At 49.4% G+C, this 21,070-nt stretch carries 19 protein-coding genes and 1 riboswitch; of the genes, 7 read left to right on the top strand and 12 right to left on the bottom strand.

The genetic code is table 11. The features are described 5' to 3' along the window. The first annotated feature begins 14 nt into the window (after positions 1 to 14). Genes KVT36_RS22905 through KVT36_RS22895 form a run of 3 tightly spaced genes read left to right on the top strand, consistent with a single transcriptional unit; the run spans position 15 to position 3,496 of the window. The gene (locus KVT36_RS22905; protein ID WP_217605774.1) at positions 15 to 1,595 is read left to right on the top strand and encodes a SusD/RagB family nutrient-binding outer membrane lipoprotein; all 1,581 of its coding nucleotides are present in this window, start codon (positions 15 to 17) and stop codon (positions 1,593 to 1,595) included. 6 nt (positions 1,596 to 1,601) lie between these two features. Further along, entirely contained in the window at positions 1,602 to 2,171 is a 570-nt protein-coding gene (locus KVT36_RS22900; protein WP_217605773.1) for a phosphonate degradation HD-domain oxygenase, read from the top strand. 23 nt (positions 2,172 to 2,194) lie between these two features. Then, the gene (locus KVT36_RS22895) at positions 2,195 to 3,496 is read left to right on the top strand and encodes a DUF5690 family protein (protein ID WP_217605772.1); all 1,302 of its coding nucleotides are present in this window, start codon (positions 2,195 to 2,197) and stop codon (positions 3,494 to 3,496) included. Here KVT36_RS22895 and cobC read toward each other — a convergent pair. From cobC to KVT36_RS22860, 7 genes are all read right to left on the bottom strand, one after another. Further along, entirely contained in the window at positions 3,479 to 4,036 is a 558-nt protein-coding gene (gene cobC, locus KVT36_RS22890; RefSeq protein ID WP_217605771.1) for an alpha-ribazole phosphatase, read from the bottom strand. The genes KVT36_RS22895 and cobC overlap by 18 nt on opposite strands. Further along, positions 4,021 to 4,791: an adenosylcobinamide-GDP ribazoletransferase gene (cobS, locus tag KVT36_RS22885; protein WP_217605770.1), complete on the bottom strand. Its 771-nt coding sequence runs from the start codon at positions 4,789 to 4,791 to the stop codon at positions 4,021 to 4,023. Before cobS ends, cobC begins: the two co-directional genes overlap by 16 nt. 1 nt (position 4,792) lies before the next feature. Next, entirely contained in the window at positions 4,793 to 5,833 is a 1,041-nt protein-coding gene (gene cobT, locus KVT36_RS22880) for a nicotinate-nucleotide--dimethylbenzimidazole phosphoribosyltransferase (protein ID WP_217605769.1), read from the bottom strand. 77 nt (positions 5,834 to 5,910) lie between these two features. After that, entirely contained in the window at positions 5,911 to 6,417 is a 507-nt protein-coding gene (gene cobU / locus KVT36_RS22875; protein WP_217605768.1) for a bifunctional adenosylcobinamide kinase/adenosylcobinamide-phosphate guanylyltransferase, read from the bottom strand. A gap of 211 nt (positions 6,418 to 6,628) precedes the next feature. Beyond that, positions 6,629 to 7,252: a DUF6580 family putative transport protein gene (locus KVT36_RS22870; RefSeq protein ID WP_217605767.1), complete on the bottom strand. Its 624-nt coding sequence runs from the start codon at positions 7,250 to 7,252 to the stop codon at positions 6,629 to 6,631. Positions 7,253 to 7,326: 74 nt separating this feature from the next. After that, positions 7,327 to 9,273 carry a TonB-dependent siderophore receptor gene (locus tag KVT36_RS22865; protein WP_217605766.1) on the bottom strand — a complete coding sequence of 649 codons (1,947 nt, stop codon included), beginning with the start codon at positions 9,271 to 9,273 and terminating at the stop codon, positions 7,327 to 7,329. Between the two features lie 123 nt (positions 9,274 to 9,396). After that, positions 9,397 to 9,612: riboswitch (cobalamin riboswitch) on the bottom strand. 157 nt (positions 9,613 to 9,769) lie between these two features. Then, the gene (locus KVT36_RS22860; protein ID WP_217605765.1) at positions 9,770 to 10,420 is read right to left on the bottom strand and encodes a lipopolysaccharide assembly protein LapB; all 651 of its coding nucleotides are present in this window, start codon (positions 10,418 to 10,420) and stop codon (positions 9,770 to 9,772) included. A gap of 182 nt (positions 10,421 to 10,602) precedes the next feature. On the opposite strand from KVT36_RS22860, the gene KVT36_RS22855 reads away from it, so the two are divergent. Both KVT36_RS22855 and KVT36_RS22850 read left to right on the top strand, forming a co-directional pair. Continuing rightward, on the top strand, positions 10,603 to 11,283 hold the full coding sequence (locus tag KVT36_RS22855; RefSeq protein ID WP_217605764.1) for a FadR/GntR family transcriptional regulator: 681 nt from the start codon (positions 10,603 to 10,605) through the stop codon (positions 11,281 to 11,283). Positions 11,284 to 11,311: 28 nt separating this feature from the next. Continuing rightward, positions 11,312 to 12,553, top strand: a complete 1,242-nt coding sequence (locus tag KVT36_RS22850) for an MFS transporter (RefSeq protein WP_305858635.1) — start codon at positions 11,312 to 11,314, stop codon at positions 12,551 to 12,553. Here KVT36_RS22850 and KVT36_RS22845 read toward each other — a convergent pair whose 3' ends face one another. Further along, entirely contained in the window at positions 12,554 to 14,014 is a 1,461-nt protein-coding gene (locus tag KVT36_RS22845; RefSeq protein ID WP_217605763.1) for a sulfatase, read from the bottom strand. 83 nt (positions 14,015 to 14,097) lie between these two features. Between KVT36_RS22845 and KVT36_RS22840 the strand changes: the two genes are divergently transcribed. Next, positions 14,098 to 14,817, top strand: coding sequence for a DUF2306 domain-containing protein (locus KVT36_RS22840; protein WP_217605762.1), 720 nt, complete (start codon positions 14,098 to 14,100; stop codon positions 14,815 to 14,817). On the opposite strand, the gene KVT36_RS22835 is transcribed toward KVT36_RS22840, so the two are convergent. From KVT36_RS22835 to KVT36_RS22820, 4 genes are all read right to left on the bottom strand, one after another. Next, positions 14,810 to 15,328, bottom strand: a complete 519-nt coding sequence (locus tag KVT36_RS22835) for a DUF488 family protein (RefSeq protein ID WP_217605761.1) — start codon at positions 15,326 to 15,328, stop codon at positions 14,810 to 14,812. The genes KVT36_RS22840 and KVT36_RS22835 overlap by 8 nt on opposite strands. Before the next feature lie 120 nt (positions 15,329 to 15,448). Beyond that, complete coding sequence (locus KVT36_RS22830) at positions 15,449 to 16,792, bottom strand: DNA/RNA non-specific endonuclease (protein WP_217605760.1); 1,344 nt, start codon at positions 16,790 to 16,792, stop codon at positions 15,449 to 15,451. 228 nt (positions 16,793 to 17,020) lie between these two features. Next, complete coding sequence (locus KVT36_RS22825; RefSeq protein ID WP_217605759.1) at positions 17,021 to 17,932, bottom strand: bestrophin family protein; 912 nt, start codon at positions 17,930 to 17,932, stop codon at positions 17,021 to 17,023. 29 nt (positions 17,933 to 17,961) lie between these two features. Beyond that, a complete protein-coding gene (locus KVT36_RS22820) occupies positions 17,962 to 18,444 on the bottom strand; it encodes a hypothetical protein (RefSeq protein ID WP_217605758.1) in 483 nt (160 codons plus the stop codon). Between the two features lie 241 nt (positions 18,445 to 18,685). Between KVT36_RS22820 and KVT36_RS22815 the strand changes: the two genes are divergently transcribed. Then, entirely contained in the window at positions 18,686 to 21,067 is a 2,382-nt protein-coding gene (locus tag KVT36_RS22815) for an ABC transporter permease (RefSeq protein ID WP_217605757.1), read from the top strand. Positions 21,068 to 21,070: the final 3 nt, after the last annotated feature.

Raw genomic sequence — 21,070 nt, 5'->3', positions numbered from 1 at the left:
TCAAACCAACACTCATGAGAACACTTAAGATATTAGCGATCACGGTTGTATTAGGCGCTGCAATGAGCGCCTGTAACAAACAGTTCAGCGACGATGAAATGAACAGCAACAAACCCGCGCAGGTACCACCCAGCCTGCCATTGGGCAGCATACTTTCCGATATGAATGCCATCAGGCCCTGGAGCGATGTAATGCGCTGGAACCAGTTTGACTGCTGCAACTATAACTACTATGGCAACCAGCGGTATGACTGGGGCGGCGCTAAGCTGGATGGTTATGGCAGCCTGGAAAATGTACAGCAGATGGAGCAGGAAGCTATTCGCCTGGGTGGTAATACCCTGAACCCCTATGCCGCACTGGGTAAATTCTTCCGGGCTTATTTCTTTTACCGTATGACTAACCTGGTAGGCGATCTGCCCATGACAGAAGCCCTGCAGGGGAAAGAGAACCTTACGCCTAAATACGATGAGCAGCGCACGGTATTTATACAGATCCTTTCCTGGCTGGAGCAAGCTAACAGCGGCCTGGATTCACTGATCAACAACCCGGATAAAGTAAATACCTCCGAAGGACAAACCCTGCGCAATGACTTTTATTATAATAACAAGCTGGATTTCTGGCAGCGCGCAGTGAATGCATTTCATTTGCGGGTGCTGATTGCGCTGAGTAAAAAAGAAGCAGATACAGAGCTGAAGATCCAGCAGCAGTTTAGCGCCATTCTCTCCAACCCCACCAAGTATCCGTTGCTGGAAGGGATGGATCAGAACCTGCAGTTCATTTACAATAACATCAATAAATACCCGGTGAACCCGGATAACCTGGGCTTTGACGCCACGCGTTATAACATGTCGGCCACCTACCTGAATACCCTGGTAAGCCTGCGCGATCCGCGCGCTTTTATTACTGCGGAACCGGCCACGGAGCAGCTGAACAGGTTAAAGAAAACACCGGCAGATATTACTGCTTATGTGGGGGCACCTTCCGGTGAGAACCTGACAGATATGTCGTCTAAAATGTCCAGCGTAGACACTGCGGTATACTCCCTGCGCAGCCGCAGCCGCTATTATGCCAATTACGCGGCAGAACCGGGCATTATCATTGGTTATCCGGAAATGTGTTTTAACATTGCAGAAGCCATTAACCGTAAATGGGTGACCGGCTCAGCCGAAGCCTGGTATAAAAAGGGCATCCAGGCCTCCATGGGTTTTTATGGTATACCGGAAGCAGGTACTTTCGTAAAAACGTATAAGACTGTACGTTATGAAATACCGTTTAACTTTGAAACGGATTATTATGCGCAGGCCACGGTAAAGTACAAAGGCGATAATACGGACGGGCTTCAACAGATCATTACGCAAAAGTACCTGGCCTTTTTTGAAAACACGGATTGGGAAGGTTACCTGAACTGGCGCAGAACAGGTATCCCGGCATTCAGCACCGGCTCCGGTACCGGCAACAGCGGTAAGATACCCCTGCGGTTCAAGTACCCGGATAACCACCGCAATGCCAATGCCGGCAACTGGTCCGCTACCTTACAGAAACAATTTGGCACTACTACGGATGATATAAATGCCGTAATGTGGCTGGTAAAATAATCACACATGTTATTACAACAAGCAGAGCAAACTGTTAGTACCATCTTTAGCCTGTATGAAAAATACGGGGCAGCCGACTACATAGGCGAACCGGTATCCCAGCTGGAGCATATGTGCCAGGCCGCCCTGCTGGCGGAGCAGGCAGGCAGCCGTGAAGAAGTGATACTGGCAGCTTTTTTTCATGATATTGGCCACCTGTGCGAAATGGAAGGCACAGCCTCCATGGGCGGTTACGGTGTGCAGGACCATGAAAAATGGGGCGGCATTTTCCTGAAGCAGCATGGCTTTTCGGATGCGCTCATCCGGCTGGTAGGCTCGCATGTGGATGCCAAGCGTTATCTCACGTTTAAATATCCAACCTACTATGCGCAGCTCTCAGAAGCCAGCAAACAAACGCTGGCCTACCAGGGAGGGCCTATGACGGAAACGGAAGCTGCCGCCTTTGAAGCCGACCCGCTGTTTGCAGACATGGTGCGCCTGCGCACCTGGGACGACCAGGCTAAAGCAACGGATCAGCCCTTGCCGGACCTGCAGCGATTTAAGCAGATGGCGCTGCATCATTTAATGAACCAGTAACATAATTATTGTACATTATATCAATGCTAAACCTACCCTGGGTCCAACAACGGCTCAAACGCACCGACCAGTTTACGTTTTCGCTGTATGCGGCCCTGGTATCATTTGGTACCTACTCCTGCATGTACGCTTTCCGCAAACCTTTTGCAGTAGCCTTGTTTGATGGGATCAGCTTTTTAGGCGTTGACTACAAAATATGGCTGGTAATAGCCCAGACAATGGGTTATGCGGCCAGCAAAATTTACGGTATCCGCTTTATTGCAGAAATGCAAAGCACTAAGAGAGCCCGCAGCATTGTTGTCCTGATACTATTCTCCTGGCTGGCACTATTGCTGTTTGCAGTAGTGCCGGCCCCTTTTAACATCCTCTTTTTATTCCTGAACGGTTTCCCGCTGGGCATGATCTGGGGGCTGGTATTCGGTTACCTGGAAGGCAGGCGCAGCACGGAGTTTATGGGTGCGGTGTTATCCATCAGCTTTATTTTTTCTTCCGGGTTTGTAAAATCAGCCGGTAAAATGGTGATGGTGGACTGGCATGTTACAGAGTTATGGATGCCTTTTGTAACAGGCCTTTTGTTCATGCTGCCCATGATCATTTTTGTAATACTGCTGGAACAAATACCGCCGCCTACCGCTACAGATGAGGCTTTGCGTACCCGCCGGGAGCCTATGCACAAACAGCAGCGCCGTCAGCTGCTGCAGGAGTTCTTACCCGGGCTGGTATTATGTATTATCAGCTATGTAATACTTACCATGCTGCGTGATATGCGGGATAACTTTGCCGCCAACATCTGGGAAGAGCTGGGCATGGGCAAAGACCCGGCTATTTTTACCCAGACAGAAGTGCCGGTATCCCTGGCCATACTGGGTATTATGGGCATGCTGGTATTTGTGAAGGATAATTACAAGGCATTTATGCTGAACTACCTGATCGTGATCGCAGGGTTTATTATAGCAGCGGTAAGCTCCCTGTTATTCATGCAGCAATATATCAGCCCTATTGTATGGATGACGCTTACCGGCCTGGGATTATACATGGGTTATATTCCCTTTAACTGTATCTTTTTTGAGAGGCTGATAGCCACGTTCAAATATGTGAGCAATGTAGGTTTCCTGATCTACGTGGCAGATTCCTTTGGGTATATAGGCAGCGTAAGCATACTGCTGGTGAAGAACTTCAGCAGCTGGCATATTTCCTGGGGCCAGTTCTTTATGAATACAGTCTGGAGCCTGTCTGTGCTGGGAGTGATCATGATGATAGGCTCTTACCTGTATTTCAGAAAGAAGTACCGGAGCATGCGGCCTTCCTCATTCGTTCACTCCTAATAGCTCCATTTTTCCGTCTGTTACCCGCAAACGTGCTAAACGCCCGTATTCTACGCGCAGCTCAAAAGAATTTTCCAGGGGAGTATTGGTTACATAAGCCAGTAGTGCACGGATCACGCCACTGTGGGTAACCAGCACAGCATCCTGGTTTTTAGCTATTACTTCTTTGAAAATTTCCACGCTGCGGTTAAACAGGTCCTCATAGCTTTCCCCGCCTGGTACGCGGGCATATACATAATTATCCATCCAGGCCTGCAGGGCATCGGGCCCCAGGTCGTCCCAGCGTTTCATTTCCCAGTCGCCGAAGTTGAGCTCTTTCAGACGGTCGTCCTTAGTAAGGTTATCGCCAAATAAAAAATGCGCCAGCTTGCTGCAGCGTTGTAACGGGCTGGCATACACGACAAACGGTTTGCCGGGCAGCAGCTGTTTAACACGCGTTGCTTCTTCTGTAAAAGTACTGGCCACATCCAGGTCTGCAAAACCGTAACAGGTGCCTCGTTCTATAGCCGGCGTTGTATGCCGTATCAGGTATATTTCCATTCCACTAAGCAAAAGCACAAATATACAACTGTTTCTGACAGTTGCTGTACGGCGCCCAGGCAGTCGCCGGTGTAACCGCCTATCCACTTACGCATGAGGCGGGCCATATAGAAACGTGCCAGCCATACAGCCGGCAGGCATAACAGCCACAGGTAGTGGTGCAGCAATACGGTAGCCAGCAGCAACGGCAACAGGCCAAAACACCCTGCCACAAAAAGCTCCCAGCCCTTAATGCCTTTGGATACGGGCTTGGCTTTGCTATCCTCATTTTCCCGTACATAGGGATGTGTGTAGATAATAGTAACCGCGGTAAAACGGCTCAGCGCATGTGCCACCACAATAGCAATGGCGGCTAAGGAAGGGGAGAGGGCAAATAAGCAGTAAAACTTCATCAGCATTAACAGCAGCAGCCCTAACATGCCATAGGTGCCAATGCGGCTGTCTTTCATGATCAGCAATATCTTTTCCTGGGTCCAGCCGCCGCCGAACCCATCGCACATGTCGGCAAAACCATCTTCATGACAAGCGCCTGTCATCCAGATGCCGGTAACAAGGCTTAGTATAATGGTTACAGGCCAGGGTGCAATAAGGTTTAGGGTATACAGCACCAGCGCCATGGTAACACCCACCAGCCAGCCGATCAGCGGCAGGTAACGGGTAGCCCTGCTCAGGCGGTCCAGGCCATGCGGAATATTACCTACCGGTATACGCGTGTAGAACATGATAGCGGTGCGGAGTAAATACCATTGTTCCATTTTAGATTTCAGATTTATTAGAAACCTGCGCATCTTCAAAGCTGGCCATATTTTCCAGGAACGCAGCGGCGCATTGTATCAGCGGCATGGCCATGGCGGCGCCGGTACCTTCGCCCAGGCGCATATCCAGGTGCAGCAGGGGAGTGGCCTGTAAATGCTGTAACATAGCGAGGTGTCCTTTTTCATTGGAGCAATGCGCAAATACGCAATAATCTGTTACTGCGGGCTGTAAACGCTGTGCAGCCATTAATGCCGCGGTTACAATAAACCCGTCTATCACCACTATCATATTTAGCGCGGCCGCCTGCAAAATGGCGCCGCATAACATTGCTATTTCAAATCCGCCGTAGGTGGCCAGCACCTGCTCCGGATCTTCAGGTACCCCATGCCGGTTTAATGCTTCCTGCAGCAACACTGTTTTTTGCAGGATCTGCTGGCTGGAGCTGCCGGTACCTGCGCCTACACAATCTGTAATAGGGAGGCCGGTAAAACAGCTCATGAGCAGGGAAGCGGAGGAAGTATTACCGATCCCCATTTCACCAAAGCCAATGGTATTACACCCCTGGCTTTGTATGTATTGCACTATTTCTGCACCTGCGTCCATGGCTTCTGTACACTGTTCCCTGCTCATGGCCGGTTCATGCAGGTAGTTGCGCGTGCCATAAGCGATCTTGCAGTCATTCAGCATTGGATGGGAGGCAAAAGAATGGTTCACACCTGCATCCACGATCACCAGGTCCACCTGCAGCTGCTGGCACAGGGTATTAATAGCTGCACCGCCTTGCAGGAAATTATAGACCATTTGCGCAGTAACAGCCTGCGGATAAGGATTTACCCGGCCTTCAGCCGCAATGCCATGATCGCCTGCAAATATGGCAATAGTAGGTTTGTTAATTACAGGTGATAAGGTTTGCTGTATAAGACCAGCCTGTAAGGCAATCTGCTCCAGGCGTCCCAGGGAGCCCGGTGGTTTGGTCTTCTGATCTATTTTATCCTGCAGCGCCGCTGCCAGCGCGCGGGAAAGGGGAGTTATGTTTGTCATGTGCAAATGTGCTTATATGCAGATGTGCAGATGGAATTGAACGAGTGCGATCATTTGCACATCTGCACATTTGCATATTATTTAATTGTTAGGGGTATTCCCGATACCATCAATACTACTTTTTGCGCCTGTTGTGCAATGTACTGGTTGGCCCAGCCCTGCAGATCGGTGAATTGGCGGCCGATGGCTGTTTCTGCGTGTACGCCCATGCCTATTTCGTTAGTTACAATGATCAGGGTGGCATCCTGCTTTTGCATCAGCAGCTGTATTTCCTGTTGTAGTCCCTGCAGGCAAGCGTCCACATCCTGTTTATGCTGAACAAAAAAATTAGTAAGCCATAAGGTTACGCAATCAATTACGGCTACACGGCCTTCCAGCGGCAGCTTGCTTACCTGCAACTGTTCTTCAAAGCTGGTCCACTCGGGCCCTCTGTCTTGCTGGTGGCGGCGGATGCGCTGCTCAAAATCCCCATCCCACACTTTGGCGGTGGCCACATACACCGGGTTGGAAGCCAGTGATAAGGCCAGCTGCTGTGCATAACGGCTTTTTCCTGAACGGGCGCCGCCGGTGACGAGATAGATCATTTTAATTACGAATTGTCAATTCCGAATTGGGTGCTGCGGAGTTGTAGTTCACTGAAATGATAATGGATAATCAGGAATCAGATGGCGGTAAAGAGAGTGTTTATGATTAACGCATGCTTTACAGCTACCTGATTTGTAATCCTTTTATTTTAATACTCAATAACATTCATGAATGTTATAAATGCCACGCTAAAATTACCTGAATGAAGTATTACTCATTCGTAATTTGCAATTGATCATTCGTAATTACCCGGAGGCTGCTCTTTCGTTGTATCAGCTCAAACGCGCCAAAGAAAATGGCGCCGTAGGCCAGGTTACCAAAGAACATCGCTTTCATATACGGCACTGCCATGGCATAACATTTCAGCAGGCCGGCCATATCTTTCGTATACAGCTTACCGGTAGTAGGATCGGTACAGCCGCCCAGCCACACGCCAAAATCAGTGATCAGCCAATGAGCCACTGCAGCAGCTACAGATGCCATCATGAGGTTGGGCACATTCACTTTTTTAATGATCAGCTGCCCGGCCAGCACCATAACAGCAAAACCTGCATAAGTCCAGATCCAGCCCTGGTACAGCAGGCCGCCCTGCGAAAATTCCGGGTAGAACACCTGTTGAATAATGATATCGGTCACAAAAAGTGTTAGCAGGGGGAACAGGTAAGCTTTCCACCTGCCGGTGAAATAAGCGCCGCCGAACAGGGCCATTGCTCCAATGGGAGTAATGTTAGAGAAAGGTGTTATTTTTCCTTCTCCTAAGATCCGTAAAAGGCCGGCTGCCAGTACAAACAGCAGCAATAAGCTGAAGCGGGGATCGATCTTTTTCAGTGACATAATCTTAATTATTTAATGTGCTGATGTGCTGGTATTTAATCCGAAATAAACCAGCACATTAGCACGCATACACATTAGTTGATATTGAATACGAGGCCGGTCGTAAAGTTAAACTTCCTGGTGTTATATCCTCTAACATCAAAGTATTGTTGATCGGTAATATTTCTGAAATCTGCATAGATCTTCAGGACAGAATCCAGCTTATACTCCGTATAGGCGCCCAGGGTGTAATAATCGCCTAACACGAAAGGAGGAGCCATATAGGCGGGGTCCAGGCGGCGGCTAATATATTTATATTGTGCGCTCACATACAGCCCGGGTGTTAGCTGGTAGCCCAGCTCCGCATTCAGCGCGTGTTTGGGCCGGCGGTAAAGGTTGTAATAGCTGGTATCGGTATCCTGCTCTTTTATTTTACCATTTACGTAAGTATAGTTCACATTCAGGGTTAGCCCGCCAATAATGCGCCAGGTAAGTTCTGCTTCACCACCATAAGCATCCTGCTTGTTGGCATTACGGTACTGGCCATACGGAGGATCGTTTAAGCTGTAAAAGCTGATCAGGTTTTTGGTATGACGGTAGAACCCTACCACGCGCATATTCAGCTTATTGCCGCACAAGGCGCCCTGGTAGCCGGCTTCGTAGTTGATGGTAGATTCCGGTTTCAGATCCTTATTGCCATAAATGGAATACAGCTGGTACAAGGTGGGCACTTTGTAGGCAGAAGAAATGTTGATGAACACTTTATGCTGATCATTGATCAGGTAAGAGGGGTTTATAGAAAAGGTGCCGTTGCTGCCGTAAATATTATGGTTGTTATAACGGCCGCCTACTTCCAGGTTAAAGCCGCCCATATTATGCAGCAGCAGGGATGCGTAGTAGCTGAACTGCCGCATATGTGCGCTGTCGCCGGAAAGTTTGGAAGAATCTTTAAAAAACTCACTGATATACCGCGTGCTCTGATCTGTGTTGGACGAGCGGAAATCCGCACCGGTGATCAGCTGCAGCTGTTTGGTAAGGTCCCAGTTCACATAGGTTTCTACCTGGTGGGTGTTGGAGCTAAAGTCGTTGATGGAGTAACCGCCATTGGGTACATACAATGTATCGTCCAGCAGGTTACGCGTGTTCCGCTGAAAGCTGTACACCAGGTTCCAGCTGCCCTTTTTAAGATCTACATGGCTGCTGAGGGCGTGCAGCATGTATTTGTTGTGCATGGTGTAATCCTTATCATCGTTGAACCCACCGGCATCCAGGTCAGTATGATAATCGTTCCAGTTCAGCATGTATTGCAGGCGCCAGCGCTCTGTGGCCTGCAGCCCGATTTTGGTAAATACGCTGTTGCGTTTAAATCCGTCGTTATCAAAATTGCCTTTGCCCGTGCTGTCATAGGCGCTGGAAAAACCGTCGGTCCTGGTGTACTGGTAACCGGCCAGGTAAGAGAATTTGCCGATGCTGCCATTCAGCCCTGCGCCGCCCTGCCGGGTTTTATAGCTGCCGTAGGAGCCATTGGCGCTGATGCCCAGGTTATTATTACCTGGTTTTTTGGTGATAATGTTGATCACTCCCGCTACGGCGTCGGAGCCATAGAGTGTAGACTGGCTGCCACGCAGTATTTCAATACGCTCTATCTGGCTTACCGGGATGAAGTTAAGGTCAAAAGCATTGGAGATCTGGGAGGCGTCACTCACAGGGATGTTATCTATTAAGAAGAGCGTATTACCGGTGCTGGCCCCCCGCGTGTATACGTCCGGGTTAGTACCCGGCGCATTGTCCGCACCATTCACCACCAGGCCGGCCTGGGTGTTGAGGATGGAGGACAGCGTTTTGCCGCTGTTGCGTTGCAGGTACTCAGATGTAAGCACCGTTACTACCTTACCGGTTTCGCCTGCTTTTTGGCTAAAGCGGGTGGCGGTAACTACAATTTCGTTGAGCTGGTTGGTACGGGAAGAGTCCTGTGCAAAAGCCGTGGTACTGGCCGCCAGGAGGGCAATAGCCGGAAAAAAGGTGTAAAATTTCCTGCGCATAATGACTGTCAATAAACTTTTAAAAATGATACAATATGCGCGCTGCGGGGAAATATGAAAAAGGAAAGAATACAGGCACCGTATGCAGGTGCATACATTCCCGGCTTTTCACCCGAAAGCGCCGAATGATGAATTACACCTGGCAGGTCTTCTGACTTTCCTGCTTTCCGGGCTGCCTTCCCATTCCGTGTTACCGGAACAGTGGCTTTCTTTGCCTGGAAAATTTAATGATTCGTTATCGAATGCAGGATTACAGCTACGGGGATAGTTCCGGATTTACACCGGATACCCATTTTAATCCCAGCTATTACACTGGGAACCATATGCGGGGCAAACCTACTAAATAATGTGCAGATATGCGAATACGATGTGCTAATGAGGGGAATTGTGCTGGTATATGCCGTTAAGGTGTGGTTAATGCGGGGCAAAAAAAAATGTGCAAATGGGAGCTTCGCTCAAAACCATTTGCACATCTGCATATTTGCATATCTGCACATTATCCCGGCATCCGGGAAATATATTTATCCATTTCTTTTATCTGGCCCACGATCTGCGCGGTGGTAGGCTTCTGGGCCTTGGCGCGGCGGAAGAAATCCTTGGCGGATTTAAAATCGCGGCGGCTCATGGCTATAGAGGCCAGGGTTAACAGGGCCGCAGCCGTGTTCTCCTTATCCGGTAAGCCCATTCTTACGGCTTTCTTCAGGTTCTGATCCGCTGTTTTCAGATCGTTTTTCTGGTAGGCAATGGTGCCCAGCTGAAAATATTGCATACCCTCATACTCCTTCATAGGGCTGCCGGTTGCAATACTCTTGCGGATGGTAGCTTCTGCCTTATCCAGGTCCTGGTCGTACATAGCCAGGTTACTTTGCATAAAATAATATACAGAGCGGATAGGCTTATACAGCAATTTGGGGAAAGCTACTTTATTCATCAGGCCCATGGCCTTTTCCACGTTACCTGCTTCTACCGCTTCCTGCACCAGGCGCATAGGGCCAAACATGAAATGTGTTACCAGGCATATTACTGCCAGTACCAGGAAAATAGTGGCTTCCCACCAGCCAACGGTAAAACCCATGGCTAAACCACCCAATAATAACACGATCCCAATGGGTAAACGGTATAGAATAAAAAAGTTAAATGCTTTCATCCGGTTTTTAATGAGGGTGCAAAGATAGTGAAAAATGGTCCATAGTCAGCTTCAACCTCAAACCCAACCTCTGATCCAATCTCCTCTCCAATCACCATGAATTAATCAAGCCTGAAAAACATTCTCCATCCCTCTTGACAGAACAAACATCATTGCGTACCTTTGAATCATCATATCATCTGATGATTAAAACTGAAAGAATTAACCGGCACAGCCTGGCAGACGAAGTAGCACAACGTCTGCAGCAACAGATTTCCCTGGGGCAATACAAACCCGACGAGAAGCTGCCCACTGAACCTGCGCTCATGCAGGAATTTGGCGTAGGCCGCTCCACCATCCGTGAAGCGGTGCGTATACTGGTAAATGCAGGCATGGTACGGGTGCGCCAGGGCCTGGGCACCTTTGTGGAAGCTGCTTCCGGTATTACGGAACCTTTATCCCAGCGCCTGAAACGGGCGGAGTTCAATGACCTGAACGAAGTACGGCAGCTGCTGGAGCTAAAGATCGCGCAAAAGGCCGCCCTGCACCGTACGGCAGCGGACATTGAAAGGATCCAGGGTTTCCTGGACCAGCGGCTGGCGTATGCCAAGGAAAATAAAGTAGCAGAAAGCATACAGGCAGATATTGAATTTCACCGCAGCATTGCGGCTGCCGCCAACAACGGCATACTGGCCGATCTGTATAGCACTATGGCCCAGCACATGAAAAATCATTTTGTGCGCATTCATAAAAACACGCAGGCCTTTATAGACACGCACGACCTGCACCATGCGCTGCTGCAAAGCATCATAGACCAGAAGCCGGAACAGGCCTGGGAGCTGGTGGCACGCATCACGGCCTATTCAGCACATTTAGATCAATGATAGCTCATCGTACTAACAGATTATATATATGGAAGCGGAATTAAAAGACACTACGGTAACCATGCCCGATGCGGCAAAAGACGCAGCAGAAAAAACGGTTTTCTCCATCCTGCTGGCGCTTAGTTTTTCTCACCTGTTAAATGACACTATTCAATCCCTGATACCCGCCATTTACCCGGTGGTAAAGGATTCCCTGAAGATCAACTTTACACAGATCGGGCTGATCACGCTCACCTTCCAGATGACAGCCTCCATTTTACAGCCGCTGGTAGGCCTGTATACGGATAAGCATCCGCAACCTTATTCCCTGGCTATTGGCATGGGTTTTACCTTAACGGGGCTGGTGTGTTTGTCTATGGCGCACAGCTTTTACCTGGTGCTGCTGTCCGTAGGGCTGGTAGGCATGGGCTCTGCGGTGTTTCACCCGGAATCGTCCCGGCTGGCGTATATGGCTTCCGGCGGGCGGCATGGTATGGCGCAATCCCTGTTCCAGCTGGGAGGTAATGCCGGCAGCTCTTTAGGTCCCTTGCTGGCAGCCCTGATCATTGTGCCTTACGGGCAGTTTAACGTGATCTGGTTTTCGCTGGCAGCCTTAATAGCTATTGTGGTAATGCTGAATATAGCTGCCTGGTACAAACAGAATAAACACCGGACCAAACCTAAACGTAAGGTAGTGGAAGGCACGGCAGTGAAGCTGCCTAACAGCAGGATCGCGTTTGCGCTGGTGATATTGCTGGTGCTTATTTTCTCCAAATACTTTTACATGGCCAGCATGACCAACTACTATACTTTTTACCTGATAGATAAGTTTAAGCTGCCCGTGGGCACCGCGCAGGTGTACCTGTTCATATTCCTGTTTGCCATTGCAGCCGGTACCTTTATCGGCGGGCCGGTAGGTGACCGTATTGGCCGTAAATATGTGATCTGGATCTCTATTTTAGGTGTAGCGCCCTTTACGTTACTGCTGCCTCATGCAAACTTGTTGTGGACCGCCGTACTCAGTGTATTCATTGGCGTTATACTCTCCTCTGCATTTTCCGCCATACTGGTATATGCGCAGGAGCTGGTGCCCGGTAAAGTGGGCATGATAGCCGGTTTGTTCTTTGGGCTGGCCTTTGGTATGGCGGGTATTGGCTCCGCAGTGCTGGGCCGCCTGGCGGATCATACCAGCATTAATCACGTGTTCCACCTGTGTGCATGGCTGCCTTTAATTGGCCTGCTCACCTGGTTGCTGCCGGATGTGGAGCGTAAACGCAGTAAACAACATTAATCATTCAACTTTAGCCGGGGCACGGCGTCCGGTGCCCTGCTGGCCGGTAAGTTCATCGCCTAAATCCTGGCGGTACTTACCGGCCAGTGTTTTTAGCTCCGCCACCACTTGGGGGAACTGTTCTTTTACATCCAGGGTTTCACCGGGATCGCGGCGCATATCATACAGCGCTTCCGGTATATCTATATTGGGCTGCGCGCCGGGAAAGCCGTCGTAACCCGGCAGGTTTAATTTGTAAGTACGTCCCTTATGCGGTAATACAAGCTTCCACGGGCCTTTGCGGATGGCTTCCAGGCTGTTCCGCTCATAATATACGGCCAGCTCATTACGCGGGTTGGCGCCGGGTGTATTGAATAACAGGGTTTGAATATCTACCCCGTCAATTTTTTTCCTGGGTAACGGGGCACCGCAAAAATGCGCAATGGTAGGCAGCAGGTCAATGGTGGCCGCCATTTTATTGCACACCGTGCCGGCCGGTATCTGCCCCGGCCAGCGCATAATACAGGGTACGCGGATACCGCCTACAAAAGAAGTGCCCTTGCCTTCCCGCAGGCCGCCGGTATTACCGGCATGGTTGCCATAAGATAACCAGGGGCCGTTATCGCTGGTGAAAATAACCAGTGTGTTCTTGCTTAAACCTGTTTCATCCAGCGTTTTCATGATCTGCCCTACAGACCAATCCACTTCCATCATCATATCCCCAAACAGGCCATCCTGGCTTTTGCCGGCGTATTTGCCGGATACGGCAATGGGTACATGCACCATGCTGTGCGCCAGGTACAGGAAAAAAGGATGCTGCTTGTTTTTCTTAATAAAGCTGCAGGCCCTTTCCGTATACGTAGTGGTTAAGGTGGATTGATCATCCAGCGTTTTAATGATCTTAACGGGATTATTACCTTCTATGAGCGGCAGTGGCGGATATTTTGCCTTTGCACGCCCGATGGTAGAGGTATCTGTATAAGGCACGCCATCATAGTGCACCGGCCACATATCATTGGAGTAGGGCAGGCCCAGGTACTCATCAAACCCTTGCTGCAAAGGTAAAAAGGGCTGTTTGCTGCCCAGGTGCCATTTGCCCACCATGCCGGTACGGTAGCCCTGTTGTTTTAATACTTCTGCTATGGTTTGCTCGCTGGTGTCTAAGGCAATAGGGCTGTTAGGCGCCAGCGCTCCGTGTATGCCTACCCGGTTGGAGTAACAGCCGGTCATTAAAGCGGCCCGCGATGCGGAGCAAACGGCCTGCGCCACGTAGAAATAGGTGAACCGCATGCCCTGTGCGGCCAGCTTGTTAATGTTAGGCGTATGCCAGGGTGTGCCGGCATAACATTCCAGGTCGCCATAACCCATATCGTCCATGAAAATAATGATCACATTAGGTTTGGCAGCAGGCGGCTGCTTTTTGAAGCTGAAGCAGATCAGTGCTATAACGGCTAACAGCAGCGGGGCAATAAATTTTTTCATCGGTTTTGCTTTTATGACGTGTGTACTGTTAAAATAGGAAAGATTGCTGTGAATGGGAAATACCATCGTTATAACTATGGATCTTGTCGCAGCATATGCCGCTGTGGTCTACTACTGCGCTATTGGGTATGCAGCGCCGCTACTTTTATACTATGGCATACCATTTTACCACAAAACAAACGCCCCGGTTTATATGGCTGGTGGTGATACTGCTGGTGCTGATCGGCGTTGCAATGGTGCTGCGCAGAACGTTGACAATGGCCGGCGTGATCGCTTCTGTGAACCCCGCCGGTGGCGCTCCGTTTGATACGGGTTTTGCAAAACATGCGGTTATTACTTTCCTGCACATATTGCCCGGCGCCTTATTCCTGATCCTGGGGCCCTTGCAGTTTGTAAAAAGCATCCGTGAAAAATATCCCCGTTTTCACCGCCGGAGTGGCTGGGTATTTATAGTGTGTGGTTACATGATTGGGATCTCTGCGTTCATCATGTCTTTCCTGGTACCAATAGGTGGTGTGAATGAAGGCGCCGCCACTGTTTTGTTTTCCATATTTTTTTTAATAGCCTTAACCATGGCAATGGTGCATATTGTAAAAAGGCGGGTGGCCCCGCACCGGGAGTGGATGTTAAGGGCTTTTGCTATTGGACTGGCGGTGAGCACCATACGGCCCATTGTGGGATTGTTCTTTGCATTCTCAGGCCTGGCGCCGCAGCAGTTTTTTGGTACCGCATTCTGGATAGGGTTCACATTGCATTTAATAATAGCCGAAGGGTGGATCAATTATACAAGAAGATCTATTTAAACAGATCCCGCCTGCCCCAGCCTTTGCTCATTTCAAGTATTACGGCCTCATGCTCCTTCATTTGCCCCTGTTCATCAATATGCTGCAGCCGTACATTTTCCTTTACCAGCACCTCGCCTACTAATTTACTTCGGTGACACTGGCAGGGATCGCTTTCACTGCACATAATGGCTAATACAACCTGCTGCTCATACGCCTTTTTTAAACGCGCAATACCACGCCGGAAGGGCTGTGAAGCACTTACCAGCGTATAATCCACCCGGCCGTTGGGTTCATAAAGGGCCGGGTCTGCAGGGCGGCCGCCCAAGGTATCGCCCATATAAACGTAACGGATGCCCCCGGTTGCCAGCGCCGCTTGCAGGGCCGGCTGGTTATATTGCGGGTTGAACCGGGAAAAAGGAATAGAACGCACATCCACCAGGTATTGAATACCCGGCGCCTGCAGCAGGTAAATGAAATCTTCAATTAACCTGCGCCCATGACCAATGGTATAAATAGGCGGCTGTTCCATACCGGCAATTTACTAAAAAAATTAGCAAAATAACCCAACAGAATTTCAAACAGCAAAGAGCCATAGTTCGGAGTAACTACGGCTCTCCGGGCTTTCACGCTAAACACAATTCGTAATTCTCTATTGGTTATCCACCTTCGCCTCTATCACCTGCTGCACGGCTGCCGGTACATTCGACAACAGATCATACCCTGTAGCATTTTCAATAGCATCTACAGAAGTGCGGTACTGTTTCCAGTCGCTGCTAACCGTGTTAACATTGGGCGTATTTACGGCAATCACCCGGGTGCTGCTGCTAATGCGGGCCAGGTCACCGGAGCCGTTAGGGATCACTACCAGCACTTTCCACACATTAGAGGGTACGGTAACATGGCCATTATCAATAGTAGTGGCTGTACCATTGCTGCCCGTACCACCCACGCCATAGCTGCCCATAATAATGTACACCTCATTACCGGACGATACCAGGCTGCGGCCGTAACCTTCTAAATTATTCCAGGTTTGCTGGTTATTATTAGGCGCCTGCGGTATCATGTTGCTCATAAGGAAGGTGGAGGAATTAGCGCTTACAGAAGAGGTACGGTCTGCAGAAGGACAGTTATGCCCGCGGTCAAAACCACTGCCGGAAAAGCTGCTGCTGCCTGCCTGGTACCAGCCGGAGGGCAGAGTATTGTCCGCCCGGAAATCATCCTGCCGGTCAGCGCTGCCCATATCGGAGCTGGCCAGGTGCCAGCTTACCCAGTTGGGGCCGCCACGGTCACGGTTATACGATAATGTGTAGTAGGTTTTTACCATCAGGTAATTGGCCGGAATGAAGGTATTGGCTACAGCACCGCTGGGATTGCCCAGCAGCATATTATCATTATCGCCGGGAGTGGTGCCGCCACCACCTCCGCCACTGCCGGAGCTCACGGAAATATTATCAATATTAATACGGTTGCTGCCACCGGATGCCTTGCGGATGGACAGCCGGAAGCTGCCGCTCACGCTCACTGTGAAGCTGGCTGTTTGCAGTGAGGTGGATGAGCTGGTAATGGTGCTGCCTGCCTGCGTATAGCTGCTGCCCCCATTGGTGGAGATCCACAGCTGCCAGGTGCTGCTGCCGTCACTGCCATATACCGCGTGGCTGATGCTAATGGTGTTGGCGCCGCCGCTGGCGTCAAAGTTCATGGTAATGGAACCGGTGTTGCGGATGCGTACGGATTGGGCGCCGCTTTTAGCATCTGCCGCCAGGTTGCCGATCAGCGCATCGTTCATATTCCAGGAGCCGCTGCTCAGCGTAACATTACCGGAAGCATAGGCGCCTTTGGTGCCGGATTCAAAAGTTTCAGAAAGGGTTACCACGTTAGCCGCGCTGTTAGCGGTGTTAGCGGTCATGGGCTGTAAAGGTGGTGTAACAGGCTCTTTGCTACAGGCAGCAAATAGCATGGCCAGTAAAATGGCATAGCGCGCTTGGATCTTCATGAATTAAACGGTTTAGATGGTTTTCAAAAGTGTTTCGACAGGGAGATTGCTCCCGGGTTGTTTCAATAGATTATTGTATGGTTACTGATTACAGGGTTTTGATTACACAACGTAAAATACAGTGTTTTACTGCAGGTATACTAACGGGAATGTTATCTGTTTTTTAAATAAAAATGCGCCACCGCCCGGAGGCTGATGACGCATATTGGATTGATTCGCAATATAGATCTATAGAATGTAAAATTTTTCTGCAGGCTGGCTTTCGGGTACCTGCCAGTCCTGCAGGATCTGTTTAAGATCCCGCTCAATGGTACGCGCAATAGCGGTTACCGGCGTATCTGTAGGTTTGTTCTCAAAAGGATCCTGCAGGTGAATGGCCATTTTTTCGATCAGCAGGAAAGAGGATGCAATAGCTACTACCAGCGGTACTTCAATAATGCCGAAGAACTCTATCAGCCCAAACGGCAGCAGTAAAATGAACAGGTTCAGCGTCAGGTGAATGTACAGGCTGTAGGTAGCCGGGAAAATGGTGTTCTTAATGCGCTCACCTTTACCCATGGAATCGCACAGGCGGGTAAAGGTGCGGTCCAGCTCTATTTGCTGGTAGCGGTTTATCCATCCTTGTTTCAGCGCATAGTCCAGGTCGCGGGCATGCAGCTCCAGCAGGGCCACGGGTTTATTATCGTAGCGGCTAATGTAGTCCAGCTCCCGCTGGGATATAAGCCGGTCCAGCCCATGCATCGGCTGCAGCTTGCGCAGTGATTGGCCCAGCGCATAACACCAGGCAATTTGCCGCCGTACAAATCTTTCGCGGAAGCTGATCACTTCCTCTGGTGTTTCCCCCTCAAAAGCAGTAAAGGTGAGCAGCTGCCGCGTAAGCGTGCGGGAATCATTTACGATGGCCCCCCAGATAATACGCGCCTCCCACCAGCGCTCATAGGCCTGGTTAGAGCGGAAGCCCAGCAACAGGGAAATAACAGTGCCTAATATGGCAGGAATAGCAATTGGAATTGATATGTTGATAATATTAAAATTATGATGCACAACGGCAATGGCAATGGCATATGCAGATATCCATATCAGCTCATATTTTATTTTCCCGAACACGTATGCAAAGGGAATATTCTCTTTCAGTAGCATATAGCACAGTTTTATTGGGTGAAGATTTATCAGGCAGTAGCGGCAGGGCGCAGTATTTTGATCCGCAGGTTTTCCTCACGGCTGCCTGTGTTCAGCGGCAATAAGACGCAGCCCGATTTTTTTATGATGTTCAGCGGGTCAATGCTGTTCCGGTTCACTTTTATAAAACGGTAATGCTCATCATACGCAATTACAGAAATGCCGTTGCCGAAAAGGAAATTCTTGAAAACCGCAACCGTGCTGCCGTAGAAGCATTCCACCCGGATGCTGTTAATACGGGCCGGGTAATTTTTTTGCAGCTGTGAAATGATATTCCGGTACTCTTCACTGATATGCTCATAATCCTTCATGCGGCGTGACAGCATCATCAGCTCCTGCATGTTATCAGACATTTTAAAGAAGTGCACCAGTAAAATGTTCATGGGCTCATGAAGCTGCACATTATTAATAGCTTCCTTTACCATATCCAGGGAGCGTACGCTGAAATCTGTAGGGATCAAAATATTTTTCATACACGATATTTTTTTGTTGTTAATTGATAGTGCAAAGCAACAACACGGGGGTTAGGACGGCCTAAGAGGCGTATTAAAATACCATGAGGGTGAGATTAGAAAGGGATTAGAAAGCGGGGTCAGTAGTTGAAAATGAACGGTCTATGTTCAAAAATGAACAGTTGGAGAGATGAAAGCAATTGACTAACAGTTATTTAAGGGTTGGTATGTTGTTAGTGCGTAATCCGTAACCTTCACCGTTATGCTAAAAAACTACATTAAGATTGCCTGGCGCAACCTGCGCAAAAGCAAAATGTATTCCGCCATCAATATCACCGGCCTGGCCGCAGGTATGGCTATTGCTATGCTGATAGGGCTTTGGATAGTAGATGAATGGCAGTTTGATAAACAATTTCCCAACTATAAGCACCTTGCGATGGTGCAGCAGAATGTGTACAATAACGGGGAAATTGGCACCGGTATGAACCAGCCTTTTCCCCTGGCAGCCGCCTTACGTAAGGATTACAGCGCCGATATTAAATACGCAGCAATGTGCACCTGGGATCAAACGCATGTGCTGGCAGTCGGAGAAAAACGGTTAAGCGGGGTGGGGGTTTATTGTGAGCCGGACCTGCCTGAAATGTTAACCCTGAAAATGCAGGAAGGCAACTATAAATTAACGGATCCCGCCACTATCCTGCTATCAGCATCCCAGGCCAAAGCCTGTTTTGGAAATGAGGACCCGCTTAATAAAACACTGTTGATCGACAACAAAACAGCTGCGGTAGTAACTGGTGTATATAAGGATATGCCGCGCAATTCCACGTTTTCAAATGTGAATTTTATAATGCCCTGGGCCTTATATGCCCGGCTGGAAGAGCTGGATAAGCGGGATAACCCCTGGCGCTCCAACTCTTACCGGGCTATTGTGCAGATAGCGGAGCACACTACTATGGAAAAAGTATCGGCCAAGATCAAAGATGTAAAGCTGAAAAATATCCATAAAGATGAACGCTCCTTTCATCCCCAGCTGTTCCTGCATCCTATGTCGCGCTGGCATTTGTATGCGGAGTTTAAGAATGGGGTAAATGTGGGTGGTTTCATAAAGTATGTATGGTTATTTGGGATCAGCGGGGTATTTATCTTACTGCTGGCCTGTATTAATTTTATGAACCTGAGCACTGCCCGTTCTCAGAAACGGGCTAAGGAAGTAGGCATTCGTAAAGCCATTGGCTCACAACGCAGCCAGCTGATCTGGCAGTTCTTCAGTGAATCCCTGTTAATGGTAATGTTAGCCCTGCTGGCGGCTTTGCTGCTGGTAGCGTTGTTACTGCCTTTGTTTAATGAGGTAGCCAATAAACAAATGTCCATCTTATGGGGCAGCCCTGTATTCTGGGCCATTTGTTTAGGTTTTAGCCTTATCACCGGGTTAATAGCCGGCAGCTACCCGGCATTTTATTTATCGGCTTTCCGGCCGGTAAAAGTATTGAAGGGTACTTTCCGCGTGGGCCGTTATGCGGCCATGCCCCGTAAAGTATTGGTGGTGCTGCAGTTCACCGTATCTGTTATATTGATCATCGTTACTGTTATCGTATTCCGGCAAATACAGTTTGCGCAGAACCGCCCTATTGGTTACGACCGTAACGGGCTGGTAACGCTGCCTATGTACACCCCGGCCATTCACGAACGGTTTGATGTGGTGCGTAATGAGCTGCTGCAAACCGGCGCAGTGGAAAATATGGCGGAGTGCTGGAGTCCTATAACTTCTGTATGGAACACCAACAGCGGTTTTAACTGGGAGGGGAAAGACCCGGGTATGGCGCTGGATTTTCCCAGTGAAGATGTATCTTATGATTATGGGAAAACTGTTGGCTGGCAGGTGGTAGCGGGCCGGGATTTCTCCCGCAGTTTTGCTACGGATTCCACCGCCTTTGTGATCAATGAAGCTGCGGTAAAGTTCATGGGTTTAAAAGACCCGGTAGGGAAGATCGTAACCTGGGACAATGAGCCGTATCATATTATCGGGGTAATAAAAGATGTCATTGCAGAATCGCCCTATGCACCGGTACGCCCGGCTGTTTATCATATGCTGCGTGGCGGCGCGGGCACACGCATGATCGTAAAAATAAATCCTAAAATAAGCACGCAGGCTGCGCTGGCTAAAATAGAAGCCGTGTTTAAAAGGAACAATCCTACCCACCCGTTCGACTACCAGTTTGTAGACCAGGACTATGCAAATAAGTTTGGAGATGAACAGCGTTTTGGTAAGCTGGCCAGTATATTTTCTATCCTTGCTATTCTGATCAGCTGTCTGGGATTGTTTGGGATGGCCTCTTTTATGGCAGAGCAGCGCATCAAAGAAATTGGCGTGCGCAAAGTGCTGGGAGCTACCTTATTCAGCCTGTGGGGCTTATTGTCAACTGATTTTGTAAGGCTGGTGATCATTGCCCTGGCCATTGCCTGCCCCGTAGCTTATTATGCCATGACAGGCTGGCTGCAGCAATACGCCTACCGTACTACTATTCCCTGGTGGATCTTCCCTGCAGCTGCTGCCGCCACGTTGTTCATTACTTTCCTGACCGTGAGCTACCAGGCAATTAAAGCGGCATTAATGAATCCTGTAAAAAGTTTGCGTACAGAATAATGC

Source organism: Chitinophaga sp. GbtcB8, assembly GCF_019091455.1.
Classification (GTDB): domain Bacteria; phylum Bacteroidota; class Bacteroidia; order Chitinophagales; family Chitinophagaceae; genus Chitinophaga.
The sequence above is the reverse complement of the archived record's forward strand: the minus strand, read 5'-3'. Positions and strand labels throughout refer to the sequence as shown.

Coding starts and splice junctions, on each gene's coding strand:
- KVT36_RS22905 (WP_217605774.1), top strand. CDS start 15: ATGAGAACACTTAAGATATTAGCGATCACGGTTGTATTAGGCGCTGCA.
- KVT36_RS22900 (WP_217605773.1), top strand. CDS start 1,602: ATGTTATTACAACAAGCAGAGCAAACTGTTAGTACCATCTTTAGCCTG.
- KVT36_RS22895 (WP_217605772.1), top strand. CDS start 2,195: ATGCTAAACCTACCCTGGGTCCAACAACGGCTCAAACGCACCGACCAG.
- cobC (WP_217605771.1), bottom strand. CDS start 4,036: ATGGAAATATACCTGATACGGCATACAACGCCGGCTATAGAACGAGGC.
- cobS (WP_217605770.1), bottom strand. CDS start 4,791: ATGGAACAATGGTATTTACTCCGCACCGCTATCATGTTCTACACGCGT.
- cobT (WP_217605769.1), bottom strand. CDS start 5,833: ATGACAAACATAACTCCCCTTTCCCGCGCGCTGGCAGCGGCGCTGCAG.
- cobU (WP_217605768.1), bottom strand. CDS start 6,417: ATGATCTATCTCGTCACCGGCGGCGCCCGTTCAGGAAAAAGCCGTTAT.
- KVT36_RS22870 (WP_217605767.1), bottom strand. CDS start 7,252: ATGTCACTGAAAAAGATCGATCCCCGCTTCAGCTTATTGCTGCTGTTT.
- KVT36_RS22865 (WP_217605766.1), bottom strand. CDS start 9,273: ATGCGCAGGAAATTTTACACCTTTTTTCCGGCTATTGCCCTCCTGGCG.
- KVT36_RS22860 (WP_217605765.1), bottom strand. CDS start 10,420: ATGAAAGCATTTAACTTTTTTATTCTATACCGTTTACCCATTGGGATC.
- KVT36_RS22855 (WP_217605764.1), top strand. CDS start 10,603: ATGATTAAAACTGAAAGAATTAACCGGCACAGCCTGGCAGACGAAGTA.
- KVT36_RS22850 (WP_305858635.1), top strand. CDS start 11,312: ATGGAAGCGGAATTAAAAGACACTACGGTAACCATGCCCGATGCGGCA.
- KVT36_RS22845 (WP_217605763.1), bottom strand. CDS start 14,014: ATGAAAAAATTTATTGCCCCGCTGCTGTTAGCCGTTATAGCACTGATC.
- KVT36_RS22835 (WP_217605761.1), bottom strand. CDS start 15,328: ATGGAACAGCCGCCTATTTATACCATTGGTCATGGGCGCAGGTTAATT.
- KVT36_RS22830 (WP_217605760.1), bottom strand. CDS start 16,792: ATGAAGATCCAAGCGCGCTATGCCATTTTACTGGCCATGCTATTTGCT.
- KVT36_RS22825 (WP_217605759.1), bottom strand. CDS start 17,932: ATGCTACTGAAAGAGAATATTCCCTTTGCATACGTGTTCGGGAAAATA.
- KVT36_RS22820 (WP_217605758.1), bottom strand. CDS start 18,444: ATGAAAAATATTTTGATCCCTACAGATTTCAGCGTACGCTCCCTGGAT.
- KVT36_RS22815 (WP_217605757.1), top strand. CDS start 18,686: ATGCTAAAAAACTACATTAAGATTGCCTGGCGCAACCTGCGCAAAAGC.